The 17,060-nt window shown below is 58.9% G+C and carries 15 protein-coding genes; 11 read left to right on the forward strand and 4 right to left on the reverse strand.

Translation table 11 applies throughout. The features are described 5' to 3' along the window. The first annotated feature begins 179 nt into the window (after nucleotides 1–179). The 4 genes from mtnA to mscL all read left to right on the forward strand — a co-directional run bounded on the left by mtnA (nucleotide 180) and on the right by mscL (nucleotide 4,191). The gene (gene mtnA, locus RBB81_RS19745) at nucleotides 180–1,247 is read left to right on the forward strand and encodes an S-methyl-5-thioribose-1-phosphate isomerase (protein ID WP_353071823.1); all 1,068 of its coding nucleotides are present in this window, start codon (nucleotides 180–182) and stop codon (nucleotides 1,245–1,247) included. A gap of 89 nt (nucleotides 1,248–1,336) precedes the next feature. Continuing rightward, the gene (locus RBB81_RS19750) at nucleotides 1,337–3,211 is read left to right on the forward strand and encodes a VWA domain-containing protein (RefSeq protein WP_353071824.1); all 1,875 of its coding nucleotides are present in this window, start codon (nucleotides 1,337–1,339) and stop codon (nucleotides 3,209–3,211) included. 132 nt (nucleotides 3,212–3,343) lie between these two features. After that, a complete protein-coding gene (locus tag RBB81_RS19755; RefSeq protein WP_179584875.1) occupies nucleotides 3,344–3,649 on the forward strand; it encodes a permease in 306 nt (101 codons plus the stop codon). A gap of 143 nt (nucleotides 3,650–3,792) precedes the next feature. Next, nucleotides 3,793–4,191, forward strand: a complete 399-nt coding sequence (gene mscL / locus RBB81_RS19760; RefSeq protein ID WP_179584877.1) for a large conductance mechanosensitive channel protein MscL — start codon at nucleotides 3,793–3,795, stop codon at nucleotides 4,189–4,191. A gap of 215 nt (nucleotides 4,192–4,406) precedes the next feature. Here mscL and RBB81_RS19765 read toward each other — a convergent pair whose 3' ends face one another. Beyond that, nucleotides 4,407–5,147 (reverse strand): methyltransferase domain-containing protein, encoded by a 741-nt coding sequence (locus RBB81_RS19765; RefSeq protein WP_179584879.1) that lies wholly within the window; start codon nucleotides 5,145–5,147, stop codon nucleotides 4,407–4,409. 305 nt (nucleotides 5,148–5,452) lie between these two features. Between RBB81_RS19765 and RBB81_RS19770 the strand changes: the two genes are divergently transcribed. After that, nucleotides 5,453–7,621, forward strand: coding sequence for a M28 family metallopeptidase (locus RBB81_RS19770; RefSeq protein WP_353071825.1), 2,169 nt, complete (start codon nucleotides 5,453–5,455; stop codon nucleotides 7,619–7,621). A gap of 855 nt (nucleotides 7,622–8,476) precedes the next feature. Here RBB81_RS19770 and thiC read toward each other — a convergent pair. After that, nucleotides 8,477–9,829, reverse strand: coding sequence for a phosphomethylpyrimidine synthase ThiC (thiC, locus tag RBB81_RS19775; protein ID WP_423248092.1), 1,353 nt, complete (start codon nucleotides 9,827–9,829; stop codon nucleotides 8,477–8,479). A gap of 393 nt (nucleotides 9,830–10,222) precedes the next feature. Between thiC and RBB81_RS19780 the strand changes: the two genes are divergently transcribed. Both RBB81_RS19780 and RBB81_RS19785 read left to right on the forward strand, forming a co-directional pair. After that, complete coding sequence (locus RBB81_RS19780; RefSeq protein ID WP_353071827.1) at nucleotides 10,223–11,182, forward strand: MBL fold metallo-hydrolase; 960 nt, start codon at nucleotides 10,223–10,225, stop codon at nucleotides 11,180–11,182. Nucleotides 11,183–11,520: 338 nt separating this feature from the next. Beyond that, nucleotides 11,521–12,054, forward strand: a complete 534-nt coding sequence (locus RBB81_RS19785) for a ferritin-like domain-containing protein (RefSeq protein ID WP_183787720.1) — start codon at nucleotides 11,521–11,523, stop codon at nucleotides 12,052–12,054. A 55-nt stretch (nucleotides 12,055–12,109) separates the two neighbouring features. Here the strand turns inward: RBB81_RS19785 and RBB81_RS19790 are convergent, their stop codons facing one another. Next, nucleotides 12,110–12,598 carry a GNAT family N-acetyltransferase gene (locus RBB81_RS19790; RefSeq protein ID WP_257025698.1) on the reverse strand — a complete coding sequence of 163 codons (489 nt, stop codon included), beginning with the start codon at nucleotides 12,596–12,598 and terminating at the stop codon, nucleotides 12,110–12,112. 313 nt (nucleotides 12,599–12,911) lie between these two features. After that, complete coding sequence (locus RBB81_RS19795; protein WP_353071828.1) at nucleotides 12,912–13,523, reverse strand: hypothetical protein; 612 nt, start codon at nucleotides 13,521–13,523, stop codon at nucleotides 12,912–12,914. A 1,069-nt stretch (nucleotides 13,524–14,592) separates the two neighbouring features. Here RBB81_RS19795 and RBB81_RS19800 point away from each other — a divergent pair. From RBB81_RS19800 to RBB81_RS19815, 4 genes are read left to right on the forward strand one after another with little or no spacing between them, the layout of a single operon-like run. Further along, nucleotides 14,593–15,048 (forward strand): cytochrome c maturation protein CcmE, encoded by a 456-nt coding sequence (locus RBB81_RS19800; RefSeq protein ID WP_183787718.1) that lies wholly within the window; start codon nucleotides 14,593–14,595, stop codon nucleotides 15,046–15,048. A gap of 19 nt (nucleotides 15,049–15,067) precedes the next feature. After that, a complete protein-coding gene (locus tag RBB81_RS19805; protein WP_179584893.1) occupies nucleotides 15,068–15,835 on the forward strand; it encodes an ABC transporter ATP-binding protein in 768 nt (255 codons plus the stop codon). After that, entirely contained in the window at nucleotides 15,832–16,353 is a 522-nt protein-coding gene (gene ybaK, locus RBB81_RS19810; protein WP_353071829.1) for a Cys-tRNA(Pro) deacylase, read from the forward strand. Before RBB81_RS19805 ends, ybaK begins: the two co-directional genes overlap by 4 nt. Next, nucleotides 16,350–17,039: a heme exporter protein CcmB gene (locus RBB81_RS19815; protein ID WP_179584897.1), complete on the forward strand. Its 690-nt coding sequence runs from the start codon at nucleotides 16,350–16,352 to the stop codon at nucleotides 17,037–17,039. Before ybaK ends, RBB81_RS19815 begins: the two co-directional genes overlap by 4 nt. Nucleotides 17,040–17,060: the final 21 nt, after the last annotated feature.

Raw genomic sequence — 17,060 nt, forward strand, 5'->3', positions numbered from 1 at the left:
ACTGCAACACCGAATCCCTGCACCGCTCTCATCGCCGCGGCTGGGACTGGTTCTTCCATTACCTGGCTCTGCGCCCGGTTCGCTGCACCTGCTGCTGCCAGCGCTTCTACGCCCCCAGAACCGCCTACGGTCCCCATATCCGCCCCCATACAGGCCATTCGCGATAAACTAGAAGGGACATGATCCCTACCCTCGAATGGCTCCCTACCGGCGTTAACTTCCTCGACCAGACCAAACTCCCCCTCGAGGAGACCTACGTCCTCGCCACCGACTACAAACAGGTCGCCACGGTCATCCGCGACATGATCGTCCGCGGAGCACCCGCGATCGGCGTCTCTGCCGCCATGGGCATGGCCATCGGCATCGATCGCAGCTCCGCGACCACCCTTCCCGCCCTCACCGAAGAAGTCGCCCTCATCGCCAAGACCCTCGCCGAAACCCGCCCCACCGCCGTCAACCTCTTCTGGGGCATCGACGAGATCCGCAATCTCTACATCGAACTCGCCGCCAAAAACACCCCCATCGCCGAGATCAAATCCTCCGTCGTCGCCAAAGCCCGCCGCATGTACGACGAAGACATCGCCGCCTGCAAGCAGATGGGCGCACACGGCGCACCGCTCCTCCCCAAAGAGGGCACCGTCCTCACCCACTGCAACGCCGGCGCCCTCGCCACCTGCGGCTATGGATCGGCGCTGGGAGTGATCAGGTCCGCAATAGCCCGCGGTCACAAAATCGACGTCTTCGCCGACGAGACCCGTCCCTTCCTGCAAGGCGCCCGCCTCACCGCATGGGAGCTCATGAAGGACAACATCCCCACCACCGTCCTCTGCGACAACATGGCCGCCTCTCTCATGCGCCAGGGCCGTATCCAGGCCGTCATCGTCGGAGCCGACCGAATCGCCGCCAACGGCGACGTCGCCAACAAGATCGGCACCTACGGCGTAGCCATCCTCGCGAAAGAACACAACATCCCCTTCTACGTCGCCGCCCCCTGGTCCACCCTCGACCTTCAAACTGCCACGGGCGACAGCATCCCCATAGAACAGCGCGACGCTCGCGAGGTCACTCACTCCAACGGCAAGCAGATGACGCCCCACGGCGTAGCCATCGAGAACCCAGCCTTCGACGTCACCCCCGCAAAGTACGTCACCGCCATCATCACCGAGCGCGGCGTCCTCACAGCCCCCTACAACCAATCGATCCGCATCATGGCAAAGCAGACAGAACCCGAGCTCACAGCCGTCTAGGCAGCTTCCTCGCGCACCTGAATCACGCTCCTCCTACCCGTATTCACTCCGGTTTGTGGTCAACTAGGTTGGACCCAACCGGAGACCCCATGCTGAGCAAGCTTCCCCTCCTGTTTCTCCTTCCCCTCACTGCCAGCCTCGCACAAACTACTTCACAAGCGCCGCAGCCCACGCAGTCCGTCGCCACGCTCCGCGCCCACACGCAGCTGGTCGTCGTAGACGTAGTCGTCACAGACAAGAGCCAGAACCCGGTCCGCAATCTCAAAGCCAGCGACTTCACCCTGCTGGAGAGCGGCCAGCCTCAGCAGATAAAGTCCTTCGAAGAACATGGCGACCCATCCGGCACCGCCGCAACGAAACCCATGCCAGTGAACTCCCCCGGCATCTTCTCCAACTACTCTCCCGCTCCCAGCGACGCGGTCAACGTGCTTCTCGTCGACACTCTCAACACGCCCGTCACCGACCAGATCTACCTCCACGATCAATTTCGCAAATACATAAAAACTGCCAAACCTGGCGTCCCCACAGCAATCTTTGGCCTCACCACCAAGCTCCTCTTTCTGCAGAGTTTCACTTCAGATCCGGAACTTCTCAAAGCCGCCATCGACAACAAGAACTTAGCCCACTCCCCTCTTATTGAGCGCGTCACCGGAGGCAACACCACCCAATCCGCCGATCAGATGAGCGAGACAGTCGCCACAAGTGGAGTTACTGCACAACCCGGGTCGACGGCTTTCATGCAACAAGTCATAGCAGACCTCAAACAGTTCGACGCGCAACAAAACTCCTTCCAGTCCCAACTCCGAGCCAAATACACCCTCGATGCCATCAATCAGCTCGCTCGTTTCCTCTCCGGCATCCCGGGCCGAAAAAATCTGATCTGGTTCTCGGGCTCTTTTCCACTCGACGTCCTCCCCGATGGCTCCATCAACGATCCATTCACGGTAGTCGCCAGCTCCGAGGCGGAGTATCGCGAGACGACAAACCTCCTCACCCGCGCACAGGTCGCCGTCTATCCCATCGACGCCCGCGGAGCCATGACATCCCCCAACATGGACATCTCTCAGTCCACCTCCATCTACCTCGACGACGCCAAACGCTTCAACGCCGACGAGGTTAAGTATCACCTGACAGCCGGCGCCGAAAACCTGACGATGCTCAGAATGGCCGACGACAGTGGAGGCCACGCCTTCATCAACACCAACGACCTCGTTGACGCGATAAACAAAGCCACAGCCGCCGGCTCCCACTACTACACGCTCACCTACTCCCCTACCGACTCCAAATGGAATGGAAACTTCCGAAAAATCCAGGTCAAACTTCAGCAATCCGGTCTAAACCTCGCCTACCGTCGCGGCTACTTCGCCGATGACCCCGACATCTCACTACAACCCCATCACAGATCTGGCAAAGCCTCAGCCACCGCAGCCCCACCAGTGGATCCCATGCACGTCGCCATGATGCACGGCGCCCCCGACTCCACCCAGATCACCCTCAAGGTTCGCGTTCTCCCCACCAGCAAAGCTCGAGAAACAGACGTAGCCAAAGGCAACACCCTCAATCCATCCTCGGACATGAAAGGTCCCTACCGCCGCTACGCCATCGACATCGCAGCCGACCCCTACTCCATCCACACCGAGCAAGCCTCCGACGGCAACTACCACGCCGAGCTTCAATTCCTCACCTATGTCTACGATCGAAACGGCAGCCTCCTCAACATGGAAAGCGACCCCGTCCGAGCGAACTTCTCACCCGATCTCTATAAACAAATCCTGCACTCAGGTCTTCCGTACCGCCAGGAGATCAGCGTCCCGCTCAAAGGCGACTTCTACCTCCGCATCGGCATTCACGATCTCGTCACCAACCGCATCGGGTCTCTCGAAGTCCCCATAGGTGCCGTCAAAGACCTGCCCCCACTCCCCGCCTCCGCTGCCACGGAAACGCCCGCGGCACCCTCACCATAGAAGTAGCCCCACAATCGATTTGCCGCGGTCAAAAATGCCGCCCCCGTAACTCTCTGTGCCTCCACAAGACTCGCTCCCACAAAATGGCGCCAAACCGTCTACACCCGTATCCTTATCTGTAGACACATTGGCGTGAGACATCCCATCTTCAATCCGCGTGCCCACTCTCTTCTACGCGGCAGTCTCCTCGTTCTCTTCAGTCTCGCAGCCGCTCTACTCCTCTCCGACTTCCCCCACAACCGCGCCACCCCATTCCTCATCCTTCCCGTCCTTTTTGCCATCGCCGGCACCGCCGACACCGTCCGCTGCATACAACGCCGCTGGAGCTTCTACCACGCCGGCGTCATCCTCTGCATCTACATGGACCTCATGGCCCTCTGCATGATCCTCTTCTTTCTCCTCTACCCCTACGCGCGCTGGATCGCCTCTTCGCAATAACGAACCGCGTAGCGAATTCCCGCCCTGTTCACCGATCAACACCCACTCCATCCTCTAAAAACCCACTAGGTTATACTCGCCGCACCGGAACGAGCAGCGATCAAACGGTTCCAGGCACGATCAACTTTTAGGAGACTGACCTCATGTTCAAAGGATTCCGCGATTTCGTCCTGCGTGGCAATGTCATTGATCTTGCTGTCGCCGTCATCATCGGAGCAGCATTCACGGCCATCGTTACCTCCCTCACTGAAAAAGTGATTGGTCCGCTTATCGGAGCCATCGTAGGGAAGCCCAACTTCGGATATCTGGTCGGACACGTCAACGGCGGCGAAGTCCGTTACGGCGACTTCCTCACTGCCGTCATTAACTTCCTGATCCTCGCCGCCGTCGTCTACTTCTTCCTCGTCATTCCCACCCAATATCTCCTCAAGAAATTTCACCCCGCAGTAGTTGAACCGCCAGCCACCAAAGCCTGCCCGCAGTGCCTTGGCGACATTCCCATTGCCGCCACTCGCTGCAAGTTCTGCACCCAGCCCGTATAACTCTCCTCGACAAACGACATCGCGAGAGCGGCCCACAATCCGTCGTGGGCCCTTCCGCGTCGTCAACAACTCATTGCTGTAACTCCAAAATCAAGCCCAATAACCGCAACAAAAAAGGGGTCCTCCTTCAACTGAAGAGAACCCCCTAAGAAAAGATCATCCTAAAGATCAGCCCGCCCAACCGCGGGTGGCGAAGGAACGATTAGCCAAACAAACTAGCGTTTATGCGCCACTACAAGCATGTTCTGAGAGAGAACAAACCGCGTGTCGCTCGTCTCAGCGGCAAGCAACAACCGATACGGAAAAGTTCCAGCCTCCCACACCACACGTCGCCCCAGACTCATGAATCCATGCGGAACCGGCTTATCCTCATAAGCCGCAACCTTCCAGAATCCGATCGTCGTCAATAGTTGGTTCGCAGAGGTAGGAGTGAAGCTCTGCTCATGGGTAAGGTCGCCGTAACGAACCCGCATTCCGAAGATGCCCTCCGCATTCGGAACATGGATAAGACATTTGCCCCCCGGACGAAGCACCCGAAAGACCTCGTCGAGAACCACGAACGCTTCGTCTCGCGTTAGGTGCTCCACAATATCCCAAAGCAGAACGACTCCCACCGACCCGCTCTCCGTGCCTTGCAGAGAGTCCAGAAGCTCGCCCTGGGATATGCCGTCGATTCCAAGCTTGTGGGCAAGAGCCACCTGCTCTCCCGAAACATCGACCCCCGTGACCGAAGTAAACCCGTTCAGTCGCAGAACGTGAACAAACGCCCCGTGCCCGCACCCCAGGTCAAGTATCGGCGTGTCTTTATCAACCGCAAAGTGGCGACGAATGACCGGCTCGATATATCGCCTTCGATCCGCAAACATCGACTGGTTTTGTGAAGGATCAGCTTTTGCCTGCCCGCTCGTTACATACGAGGAGTACAGACGGCTTCGCCACGAATCCTGGTTAACCACGAACACCTCGGAGTCTAGACTTTCCGCAAGTTTACCATGGTCAGAGAGTTAGCTTAGTCGTATCGGCCGCAAAGACCCTCTGCCAAGTGTTCCCTTGAATGTCATTCTTCAGCTCTTGTTCGTCAGTCCCAACCGCAGGACCACATCTCCGCTCTGATGCGAAAAGCAGTGCAAGTGTCGTCGCACTCCTCGCGTTAATTTTAAACTTCGTTAAGCATCTCAAACCCAGACAGATGCCACCCCAGCCCGCAACTCTTTTGCGATACCCTACCTCATAGTCCACAAACCACACCGAGGCCCACGACTTGACCCGTCTCCGCACCGTAGCCTGCCTGCTTCCTCTCGCTGCCCTCACGCTCGCCCAGTCCCCTACCCCCCAGGTCTTCGGTTATCGCGACTTCTCGCAACAGGCAAAGTGGGACAAATCCTTCATGGCAGTTCCCGACGCTGCACTCGCCGGCCAGCACCTCAAAACCCTCACCTCCGCTCCCCACTGGGCCAGTTCGCCAGAGGACTACGCCACTGCCGTCTACGTCGCCGACAAGTTCAAAGCCGCCGGCCTCGAAACCCAGATCGTCCCCTACAAAGTCCTCCTCAACAAGCCCGTCAAAATCGCCATAGAAGCCTTCGATGCCGACGGCAAAAAAATAATGTCCGGCCCCACCCCCGAACATGTAGATCCCAACAAATTCGGTGGCGACCCCTTTCAGGACGACCCTCGCATCCTCCCCGCCTTCAACGGCTCCTCTCCCTCCGGCGACGTCACCGCCGAGGTCATCTACGCCAACTACGGCACCCTCGCCGACTTCCAGCAGCTCACCAAACTAGGCGTCAGCGTCAAAGGCAAGATCGTCCTCGTCCGCTACGGCGAAAACTTCCGCGGCATCAAGACCTACATCGCCCAGCAGTACGGAGCCGTCGGTGTCCTCATCTACTCCGACCCCGCCGACGACGGCTTCTTCCGCGGCGACATGTACCCCCGCGGACCCTACCGCCCCGAAACCGGCGTCCAACGCGGCTCCATCCAGTTCCTCCCCATCTACCCCGGCGATCCCACAACGCCAGGCGTTGCCTCCACGCTCGATCTCCCCGACTCCAAGCGCATCCCCGTCGACAAGCTCGAAAACAATCAACCCAGCATCCCCACCAATCCCCTCTCCTACCACGACGCCGGCCCCATCCTCAAAGCCCTCGGCGGAGCCGAATCCCCCCGCGACTGGCAAGGCGCACTCCCCTTCACCTACCACCTCGGAGCAGGCGGAACCCACGGCACCTCTCCAAAAATCACCGTCCACATGCACCTCGAGCAGGACATCGCCCTCCGCACCATCTGGGACGTAGAAGGCAGGATCCCCGGCACCGATAACTCCGACGACTGGGTCGTAGCCGGCAACCACCGTGACGCCTGGGTCTACGGCGCGGTCGACCCCAACTCCGGCACCGCCGCCATGCTCGAAACCGTCCACGGCCTCGGCGACCTCCTCAAACAAGGCTGGAAGCCCCAGCGCACCATCGTCATCTGCAGCTGGGACGCAGAAGAAGAGGGTCTCATCGGCTCCACCGAGTGGGCAGAACAGCACGAAAAAGTCCTCGCCCACGCCGTCGCCTACTTCAACACCGACGTAGGCGTCGCCGGCCCCAACTTCGATGCCGCCGCCGTACCCTCCCTCAAGCAGTTCGTCCGCGAAGTCACGAAAGAGGTCGCCAGCCCCAAAGGCGGCACAGTCTACGACCAGTGGAAGGCCGACCAGGCCGCACCCCCTCCTACCCGTCGCACCCGCCGCCCCACCGAAGCGACCGACTCCGACGTCCACATCGGCACCCTCGGCTCCGGCTCCGACTACACCCCCTTCATCCAGCACCTCGGCGTTCCCTCCACCGACATCGGCTCCGAAGGTCCCTACGGCGTCTACCACTCCGTCTTCGACAACTACAACTGGTTCACCAAATTCGCCGACCCCACCTTCGTCTACGAGCAGCAGCAGGCCCGCGTCTTCGGCCTCGAAATCCTCCACATGGCCGACGCCGACGTCCTACCCTACGACTATCAGCTCTATGGCAAAGAGATCGTCGGTTACCTCGAAGCCGCGCAAAAACAAGCCACCACCAAAAACTTCACCCTCGACTTTGCCCCCGCCCTCGCCGCAGCCAATCGCTTCGCCGCCGCCGGCACCGCCATCCGCGCCACCCAGTCCACACCACCGGCGAACCCCACCACCCTCAACCAGTCCCTGCGCAACGCCGAAGGCGCTCTCCTCAACCCGGAGGGCCTGCCCAAGCGCTCCTGGTACAAACACACCATCTACGCCCCAGGCGAATTCACCGGCTACGCCGCCGTCGTAATCCCCGGAGTGAACGAGGGCATCGACGCCCCCGACGCCCCCCGAGCACAATCCCAGTTAGCCGCCCTGACCGCAGCCCTCAACCGCTCCGCCACCATCTTGGAAAACGCAAACAAGGAGGCCGCCAAATAACCATCAACCCACCACAAACCACCATCCTCAACACCACAGTCAGCCACCACCAGAAAGCTGGCTGACTTTAGATTCCGACCAACGGGAGGACCACCCGAAGGAGTACACGCGTCACGAAGTGACCGCCCTCCGCGCAGGAGGCCCGTCCGGCAGGACAGCAGCGCCAAAGAAAAAGAAGACCATCCCCCAAAAGATGTATCTTTCATTGCCGAAGTGGGATATCCCCACTTAGTCACCTGCAGCATGATTACTCTCAAGACGGTCAAAGCCGCCCAAAGGAGACTCCCCAATGGTCCATGATCTCGTTTTAGCTTTGGTATTTCTCGCAATGATTATTGCTCCTGCACTTCTTGCCATGCGATCTGACAAACAGGAGAAAGATATTCTCTAGATTCACCCCTGTGCTGCCGCCCCACGGAGTAAGTTGTTGCCAGCCCACACCAACCCGCATCCTTCACCGCATCGCGGGCATGGCCTTCAACTTCAGCGCTGACCAATTCGAGCCGTCCTTCGAACCCAGCTCTGAGCTACCCCGTGCCGCCCCGCAGCCCAGTCCGATTCGCCCCCGACGCAACAAACTCGCAGCCACCGCTACGAGCCAACCTAAACCAAACTCCTCCCCAAAAAGATAAAGGCCGCCTCCCAAACCAGGGCCGCGGCCTTTCTTTATAGGCCCACTGCCATCCCGACGAAGCAGCTTTTCCCACCTAAGCCGTCATCCTGAGCGAAGCGAAGGATCCCCGTATTTAGCTTTTGTCTTTCGCAGTTGCCTTTGCAGTCATCCTGAACGGAGTGAAGGATCCCGACACCTTCCACCTACCCATACCGTTCGAACCCTCCCGGCAACCCGAAAGACTACCCCCGCAAAGCCATCTGCTCAGTCACAATCTGCGTCAGGTCCTGCTTGTGCAGCCCATGCTCCTTCGCATTGAACTCATCCACCTTGCTCGACCAGTTCATGCTGCAGAACTTCGGCCCGCACATGCTGCAGAACGCCGCTTCCTTGTAGTAGTCATCCGGCAGCGTCTCATCGTGCATCCCCCGCGCCGTCTCCGGATCAAGCGACAGCGCAAACTGCTTATCCCAATCGAACGTATACCGCGCATGCGAGATCGCATCATCCCTATCCCTCGCCCCCGGCCGATGTCTTGCCACATCCGCCGCATGCGCAGCAATCTTGTAAGCGATAATCCCGTCCTTCACATCCTTCTCATTCGGCAGCCCCAGGTGCTCCTTCGGAGTCACATAGCAGAGCATCGCCGCACCATGCCACCCAATCATCGCCGCGCCAATCGCAGACGTAATGTGGTCATACCCCGGCGCGATATCGGTCACCAGCGGCCCCAGCACATAGAACGGAGCCCCATCGCAAAGCTCGACCTCTTTATCCACCTGCAGCTTGATCTGGTCCATCGGAATATGTCCCGGCCCCTCGATCATCACCTGCACATCGCTCTTCCACGCCTGCCGAGTCAACTCGCCCAGCGTCTTCAACTCCGCAAACTGAGCCTCATCGCTCGCATCCGCCAGACATCCAGGCCGCAGCCCATCCCCCAGCGAGTAGCTCACGTCATACTTCGCCATCACCTTCGTGATCCGGTCAAAATTCTCATACAAAAAGTTCTGCTTATGCTTCGAAGTCATCCATTGCGCCAGAATCGCGCCCCCGCGACTCACAATCCCCGTAATCCGCTTCGCCACCAGCGGCACATACTCAATCAGCACCCCAGCGTGAATCGTAAAGTAGTCGACTCCCTGCTGCGCCTGCTCCTCAATCACCTCAAGGTAAAGATCGATGTTCAGATCCTCCACCCGCTTTACCCGCGACAACGCCTCATACAAAGGCACCGTCCCAATCGGCACCGGCGAGTGCCGCAGAATCTGCTCCCGAATCATCGGTATATCCCCACCCGTCGACAGATCCATCACCGTATCTGCGCCAAAGTGCACCGCCGTATGCAGCTTCCGCAGCTCCTCATCCACATTCGACACCAGCGCCGAGTTCCCGATATTCGCATTGATCTTGCACAGCGATTCCACTCCAATCGCCATCGGCTCCAGCTCCACGTGGTTGATATTCGCCGGGATGATCATCGTTCCCTTTGCCACCTCGCTCCGCACCAGCTCCGCCGCAATCTTCTCCCGCTGCGCGACATAAGCCATCTCTTCGGTAATCAAGCCCTTTCGCGCAAAGTGCATCTGGCTCATATTGGTATCGCCAGTCCGCGCAGCCTCGGCCTTGCGCTTCACAATCCACTCCGCCCGCCCAGTCGGCACCTTGTAGTCGTTGCCGTGCGAGTGCGCCCCACTGCCATTGCCGTTTGCCGCTGCGCTGTTCCCGTTTTCGCTCATGTCTCCCCTGCCCGTCTTGCCGTGTTATCGAGTAAGTATACGATGCACGCATCTCCGCTGACGCTTCCCGCAAAGTTTGCAGCGCTTCCGCTTCCGACTAGCCACGATCCATCTTCAACTCTGTGGAACCGTTTTCAGGCCGTTGCCGCCGCAATTAGTTTAGGGACCCGTAACGATAGTGCCTTTTTTGCACCTCGTTGCTCTGCTCAAGTAGACTGCGCAGCAAGTTCGGCTGGGAGGTGTATTTCCATGATGAAATCCTGGCTCGTTTGCTTTGTATTCACGGTAACTGTGCTCACAACTCTGGCGACTCAGAATCAACCGACCGCGGAAAAGAACAACCAAGTCGTCCTGAAATATCTGGGAACGGCAGGATGGGAGATCAGCGACGGAACCATAACGATTCTGATCGATCCATATCTGTCGAGAATCAACGGACCTCCACCACCCGGAGGTCACCCCATGCCAGGAGATGTCCGCCGGGCGTTTCGGTGGGACGACGTCGCAACGCCGGACATAGCAACCATCGATTCGCACATTCAACGAGCAGACTTCGTCCTCGTCACTCACACTCATTACGACCACGTTCTGGATGTTCCCCACATCGCCCTCAAAACTGGCGCCGCAGTAATCGGCACCGAGAGCACCGAAAATGTCATGCGGGCCTACGGCGTGCCTGAAGAAAAGCTGATCACTGTACGTGGCGGAGAAGACTACCAATTCGGCTCTTTTTCCCTCAAAGTCATTCCCAGTATTCATAGCCCTCTGGACCACAAGCGCTACTTTAGTTCCGCGACTGCCCCGGCTGGAATGAAAGCACCGTTGACCTTGGAACAGATTCACCCAGAGGGAGGCACTCTCGCCTACCTGATCCGTTTCCACGGTCATCAGATTCTCGCGTTTGGCGGGATGAACTACATCGAACGCGAAATAGCCGAACTGGAGCCGGACGTCGCGTTGATTGGAGCCGGTGTTTCTCGAAAGGAGATCTACGACTATAGCGGCCGCCTTATGCGCGACCTCCATTATCCAGCCATAGTTCTCCCGACTCATTGGGACAACTTTTTGGCGCCGTATAGCGCCTCGCAGCAGCCTGCTCTAGAGGCCCTACAATCCTTCGTACAGGAGATTGTGGCTGCTTCTCCGAAAACAAAGGTGATTGTGCCAAAGTATTTCGAAGCGATTCCTCTCGAAACTGTTGCAAAGTGAATCTCTGATGGGCTCGTTGTTGCAAATGTACGAATGGTCGGGACACCCAACATGTGGCCGATCGACTCTGCCCCAATCACGGTCTAATAGAAACTGACCACTCCATAATTTGCGCCGCGCTCCGCCTCCATCACCTCCCCGCCCAGCAGGAATAAGCCGAATTCCACAGCCAACCCTCTCCAAAACCTCGCATCCTACCCAGCAGAACGCAGAACGACCGTGAGCACCCCGGCATGAACGTTCGCCGCTCTCACCCACACATTATCACGCAACACCACAAGACGCCTTCGCGCGCCAGCGAGACATCTCGCGATCTTTCCAAAAAAGGAGCATCACCCATGAAACTATTCTCAGAAAACATCGAAGACCTCCGCACCCTTTACATTGCAAACCTCAAAAAGGCCCTCGACATGGAGCAGAAGATCACCAAAGCCCTACCCACCATGATCGAGAAGTCCACCGATCCGCAGCTGGCCAGCGCCTTCCGCAACCACCTCACCGAAACCCAGGGCCATGTAGCCAAAGTGGAAAGTATCCTTCGCGACGCCACCAACGGCAACGCCGACACCTCCACATGCAAAGCCATCTCTGCCCTCGTCACCGAAGCCGAAGACAACATCAAGGACGCAGCCGACCCCAGCATTCGCGACATCACCCTCATCGCCTCCGCCCAGCAGGTCGAACATCACGAGATCGCCGTCTACGGCACCCTCCGCACCTGGGCCGAACTTCTCGGCGACGACGACGCAGCCGACCTCCTCGACAGCATCCTCGACGAAGAGAAGAACGCCGACGAGCTCCTCTCCACCATCTCCGACAGCGTCAACACCACCGCCGCCGAAACCAAAACCGCAGCCACCACCAGCCTCTAAACCCAAGCGAAGCGGAGATCCCAAAAGATCTCCGCTTCGTTCGTCTCAATCCCCCTCAAATCAAATCGAGCTCCCAGGTCTGTCCTACGAGATCTTTCCCAAAGCTGTGGTGCGGCTCCTCTTTCACCAGTCTGAACCCAGCTCTCTCATAGATTCGATGCGCGCCGGTAAGTATGCTCTGCGTCCACAAAACCACTCTCTTATATCCCGCACCCCGCGCAAAACGAACGCACTCACTCACCAGTGCATCTCCCAACCCCATGCCTCGCGCACTTGGCTCAACAAACAGCAATCGCAGCTTCGCCGTCTCGGCTTCCGTCGGATGCTTCACCAGAAACACATGTCCCACACTCTTGCCATCCACCTCAGCAATCCAGCAGCGCTCTCGCTCAGCGTCGAAGTTCATGAGGAACTCACTCACGATCCGCGCCACCAACGCCTCAAACGTCTCATCCCATCCGTACTGCTCCGCATATCCGAGACCTTCTCGATAGACAATCCACCCCATGTCTCCCACTCGATGCGGACGCAGGCTGTATGCCATCCGACCTCGATCACTCTTCCCTGTAACTCCTCCAGCGATTTCCATACATTAACTCTACTTTTCACTCCCAACATGCGAAAGGGCCGCCTCATCCACCTCCGGCAAAGAGGCCAGCCGCCTGCCCAGATCGCGCTTCAACCTGTCCAGAAACTTTACTGATCGTCATCTCGACCGGAGCCGTGCAGTCTTATCGCACGGCGCAGTGGATTGCGGCCACATCTCTCAGTTGCAGCGAACCGATGCATGCTGCGGTATCCGTCAAGACCCCGCATTTCGTCTTTGCAGTTGCTTGTTTTCACTTGGGACTAAGGCTTCAGCGTGTCGTTCTGCGCAAACCCTTCTCAAGCTCGCGCCGTATTTCGGGAGTGTCTTCGAGCACACCGCATCGTTCGAGTTTGATTGGTGAGTCTTTTGTTACGATATCGTGCCTTTCGTCATTCCCAACGGGAAACACGATGAACCGTTTTCCAGAAACCAGTTCTCCGTCTTTCTCAGGCGGGATGGATCCGTTGCCGTAGTGGTACGTCCTTACGATAGCGCCGGGCAGCCAGGGAGCAGGCTCTTTGAGAGAGGTGACGACTCGCACTTTTGCCATTCCGGGATCGTACTTCTGATCATCTGCAGTCGTCGGGAGGACTTCGACGGCTAAAGTATAGCGGACGTCCCGCGCATGCGCCCATACGGGAATGTTGCTGCAAGGGGGAGGGATTGGCATCTTTGCATAGCTGGATTCGGGTCTTGGAGGTGGTATCGGCACAGTGGGGCTGGATTGGTATTCGTCGTAGAGGTGCCACTCTTTGGATGCAGGCAATAGATCTTCAATGTGTGCACACGCGATCAACTGAGTAAAGCAGGAGAAGTTGTATGACGTCAGACGCTCGATCTCGGCCGGTGGCGTATGGGTGGAATAGTAGGCAACCACCATTTGGCAGAGAATCTCGCAACCACTCGGCCTCCACACTTTGTAGTACGGGTGTATGGCGAGTTCATCCTCAGAGCCCAGATAACTGGAACTGAACGGGTCTTCTATTGTCCGATGAAGTCGCTGGCGACTCGCAGCACTGATAGAGAGACTCCAGGGCCAATCGTTATCCCTTCGGATCCTCCTGGTGGGGACGTCAACGGAGATCCCGCTGCCCGTTCTCCAGATGGTCCCGTCATGGACTGTGAAGGAAGCATAGAATGCCGCGTCGCGCCCGCCGAGCCATTGGTAGAGATTGAGTCGATCGTGCGCGGAAAACCATTCTACCCAAGCGCGACGGGGGGCATGGGGGTTTTGATATCTGATGGTGCCCATGCCGATTGCGTATTGGCAACTTGCAGCCGTGCAACTGCCGTCGTAGTGGCCCCACGCTCCCCAGCGATTCATAAGGCGTTGGGCATCGGCCCACGTGCTCTGATAGAGGCGAATCTGGTGCATATCTGCGGACAGCCGCTCGGCTCGCCAGCGCGATATTATCAGCTGAATCTGCACTGCCAGAAAAGCGAGCAGCACCAGAGACACAACCACCCAACCTGCAAAGCGGACCAAGCGCACAGCCCACATTCTAAAAGCCATACGAGGTTAGACACCGGGAAAAGTGAAAATGCCTCAGCGTTGGTTGACTCAAACCGGCACATCCGTCAAAATCTCGCAAAGTCCAACGAAGCATGCCACATCAAAATTCTTGTCAACCCCCAAAGTCGCTAAAACCCGTGTCCAGAGCGGCTTTTGTCGTGGCGTATTACCCCCCGCCAATCGTCTAAAATAGAAGTAGCGAGCAGGAATCGAATAGACTCCCGCACCATTTATTCAATAAGGAGCGCAACTGCAACAAAACAAGTATTTTGCACGCAAGCCCTTTGAATGGAATATTTTACAGACACAAACCCCCTGTAACTTATTCATTCCAATAAACTTACGCCCAAGATACCCCCAGGGGGGGAGGGGGGCTACCCCCTATCAGCTGACTACCCAAATCGAACCCGTGAACGTAGACTGAAAGGCGAAGAACATGGCAAATGCACCCCGGAAGAGTCCGATCAAATTCATCGTCGCCACACTGATCATCGTGGCCACCATAGCCTATCTCTCGTTCACCGGCGGCCGCGACAATAAGAGCTACTACGTCACCATCGGCGAGCTCCAGGGCATGGGGAACAAAGCCTACGTCCGCCACCTCCGCGTAGCCGGCAACGTCGCCCCCGGAAGCATCCACCGCGTAGGCACCAGCGCCACCTTCGACCTCCTCGAACAGGGCCGCAAACTCTCGGTCGTCTATCAGGGCTCCGAGCCGCCGCCCGACACCTTCAAGGACGACGCGCAGGCGCTCGCCGTCGGCACCTACGGCCACGACGGCGTCTTCCACGCCACCCAGCTCCAGGCCAAATGCGCCTCCAAGTACGCCCCGGCGCCAGCCTCTGCAACCCCGGCCACAACCGCCGCCGCAACGCTTCCTGCAACTCGCTAACCCGCCGCGCACAAAAAATATGACGCAGACGGCCGAGACAACCCGCAGCAGTCCGACTCCATCCGCAGCCGCCAGCAACTGCATCTCGCTCGACTCCGTCTCGAAGATCTACGGCACCTTCGCCGCACTCCGCAACGTAACCACCAGCTTCTGCACCGGCTCCTGCACCGTCATCCTCGGCGAAAACGGAGCCGGAAAATCCACCCTCCTCCGCATCATCGCCGGCCTCATCACACCCACGCGCGGGCGCGTCACCGTCTTCTCCGACCATCCCCACCAGCAACGCCGCCGCATCGCCTACATGAGCCACTCACCCATGCTCTACGACGAGCTCACCGCCATCGAGAACCTGAACTACTTCTCGTCTCTTCATCGCGACGGAGGCTGCGCCTGCGTCGGCAACCCAGAGATGGCCCTCCGCGCCGTAGGCCTCGACCCCAAGCTCAACCGCCCCGTAGGCCAATACTCCCAGGGCATGCGCCAGCGCACCTCGCTCGCCCGCGTCCTCCAGACCGACCCCGAGATACTCCTCCTCGACGAGCCCTTCTCCAACCTCGATGCCGCCTCCGCCCGCCACATGGTCGAACTCCTTGCCGACTTCCGAACCTGGCCCGTAGCACCAGTCAACGGCGTAGCCGGTGCCCGCACCATCCTCCTCACCACGCACCAGTCCGCCCTGGCCGAACCCATCGCCGACCGCATCCTCACCATGCGCAACGGCCAGATCGTAAGCTCGCAGCAGACGAACCACCACATCATGGACTCCCCAGCCGAGGCCGCTGGGTGAAGACGCCCGCCCCAGCCAAGACCAACGCCGCCCGCCTCCTCGACACCCTCGGCATCCCCTACGAACTCCGCCCCTACGAGGTCGATCCCGACGACCTCACCGCCATCTCCGTGGCCCGCAAGATAGGCCTCCCCCCCGAGCAGGTCTTCAAAACCCTCCTCGTCCACACCAACACAAGCGCCGGCGGCCCAGCAGGGATGGACCACGTCTTCGCGGTCATCCCAGGCGACGCCGAACTCGACCTCAAAAAACTAGCCCACGCCGCCGGAGCAAAAAAAGCCGAACTGGCCTCCCTCAAGGAGGTCGAGCCGCTCACCGGCTACATCCGTGGCGGAGTCACGGTCATGGGAGCCAAAAAGCCCTTCCCTGCCTTCGCCGAAGAGACCATCGAACTCTTCGACCAGATCTCCGTCTCCGCCGGCCAGCGAGGCCTCCAGCTCCTCCTCGCTCCCGCCGACTACCTCCGCGCCGCCAACGCAACCCTCGCCGACCTCACCAAAGGCCACGCGCCGGCATGAAGTATCTCCAGCACGTCCTCGACCACCTCCGCAAAGACCTACGCCTTGAGTGGCGCTCCCGCGACTCCATCAACGGGATGCTCTTCTTCTCCCTCCTGGTGGTCGTAGTCTTCGGCCTGGCCTTCGACCCCACCAGCTACCCCACCATGGCCCGCCAGATCTCCGGCGGCATCCTCTGGGTAGCCCTCCTCTTCGCCTCCATCACTGCCCTCAACCAGTCCTGGACCCGGGAGCAGCGCAACAACGTCCTCGAAGCCCAGCGCATGGCCCCCTCCCCAGCCTCCGCCCTCTTCCTAGGCAAAGCGCTCGCCAACATGCTCTTCGTTCTCCTGGTTGAGGCGGTCCTAGCCCCTATCTTCATCGTATTTTTCAACCTTCACGCCCTCGGCAACGTCTGGCTCCTCGCTCTCATCCTGCCGCTGGGAACCTGGGCGCTTGTAGTCAACGGCACCTTCTTCGCTGCCCTTGGACTTCGCGCCCGCAACCGTGAACTACTCCTCCCGCTCCTCCTCCTGCCAATCTCTCTCCCCGCCCTCCTGGCAATGGTCGAGGCCACCACTGGCGTCCTAACCGCAGACCTGGACCCAATCCAGATCAACACCTGGATCAAGCAACTCCTCGGCTACGACATCATCTTTACCACGGTCTGCATTTTGCTCTTTGAGACCGTACTCAACGCCGAATGACGGCATTCGGGATAAACTAGG

This window comes from Tunturibacter gelidoferens, assembly GCF_040358255.1.
GTDB lineage: Bacteria > Acidobacteriota > Terriglobia > Terriglobales > Acidobacteriaceae > Edaphobacter > Edaphobacter gelidiferens.

What these genes read in the sequence shown, in the direction of transcription:
- mtnA (WP_353071823.1), top strand. Translation starts at nt 180, where the DNA reads ATGATCCCTACCCTCGAATGGCTCCCTACCGGCGTTAACTTCCTCGAC.
- RBB81_RS19750 (WP_353071824.1), top strand. Translation starts at nt 1,337, where the DNA reads ATGCTGAGCAAGCTTCCCCTCCTGTTTCTCCTTCCCCTCACTGCCAGC.
- mscL (WP_179584877.1), top strand. Translation starts at nt 3,793, where the DNA reads ATGTTCAAAGGATTCCGCGATTTCGTCCTGCGTGGCAATGTCATTGAT.
- thiC (WP_423248092.1), bottom strand. Translation starts at nt 9,829, where the DNA reads ATGAGCCAGATGCACTTTGCGCGAAAGGGCTTGATTACCGAAGAGATG.
- RBB81_RS19780 (WP_353071827.1), top strand. Translation starts at nt 10,223, where the DNA reads ATGATGAAATCCTGGCTCGTTTGCTTTGTATTCACGGTAACTGTGCTC.
- RBB81_RS19785 (WP_183787720.1), top strand. Translation starts at nt 11,521, where the DNA reads ATGAAACTATTCTCAGAAAACATCGAAGACCTCCGCACCCTTTACATT.
- RBB81_RS19790 (WP_257025698.1), bottom strand. Translation starts at nt 12,598, where the DNA reads ATGGCATACAGCCTGCGTCCGCATCGAGTGGGAGACATGGGGTGGATT.
- RBB81_RS19795 (WP_353071828.1), bottom strand. Translation starts at nt 13,523, where the DNA reads ATGGTGGTTGCCTACTATTCCACCCATACGCCACCGGCCGAGATCGAG.
- RBB81_RS19800 (WP_183787718.1), top strand. Translation starts at nt 14,593, where the DNA reads ATGGCAAATGCACCCCGGAAGAGTCCGATCAAATTCATCGTCGCCACA.
- RBB81_RS19805 (WP_179584893.1), top strand. Translation starts at nt 15,068, where the DNA reads ATGACGCAGACGGCCGAGACAACCCGCAGCAGTCCGACTCCATCCGCA.
- RBB81_RS19815 (WP_179584897.1), top strand. Translation starts at nt 16,350, where the DNA reads ATGAAGTATCTCCAGCACGTCCTCGACCACCTCCGCAAAGACCTACGC.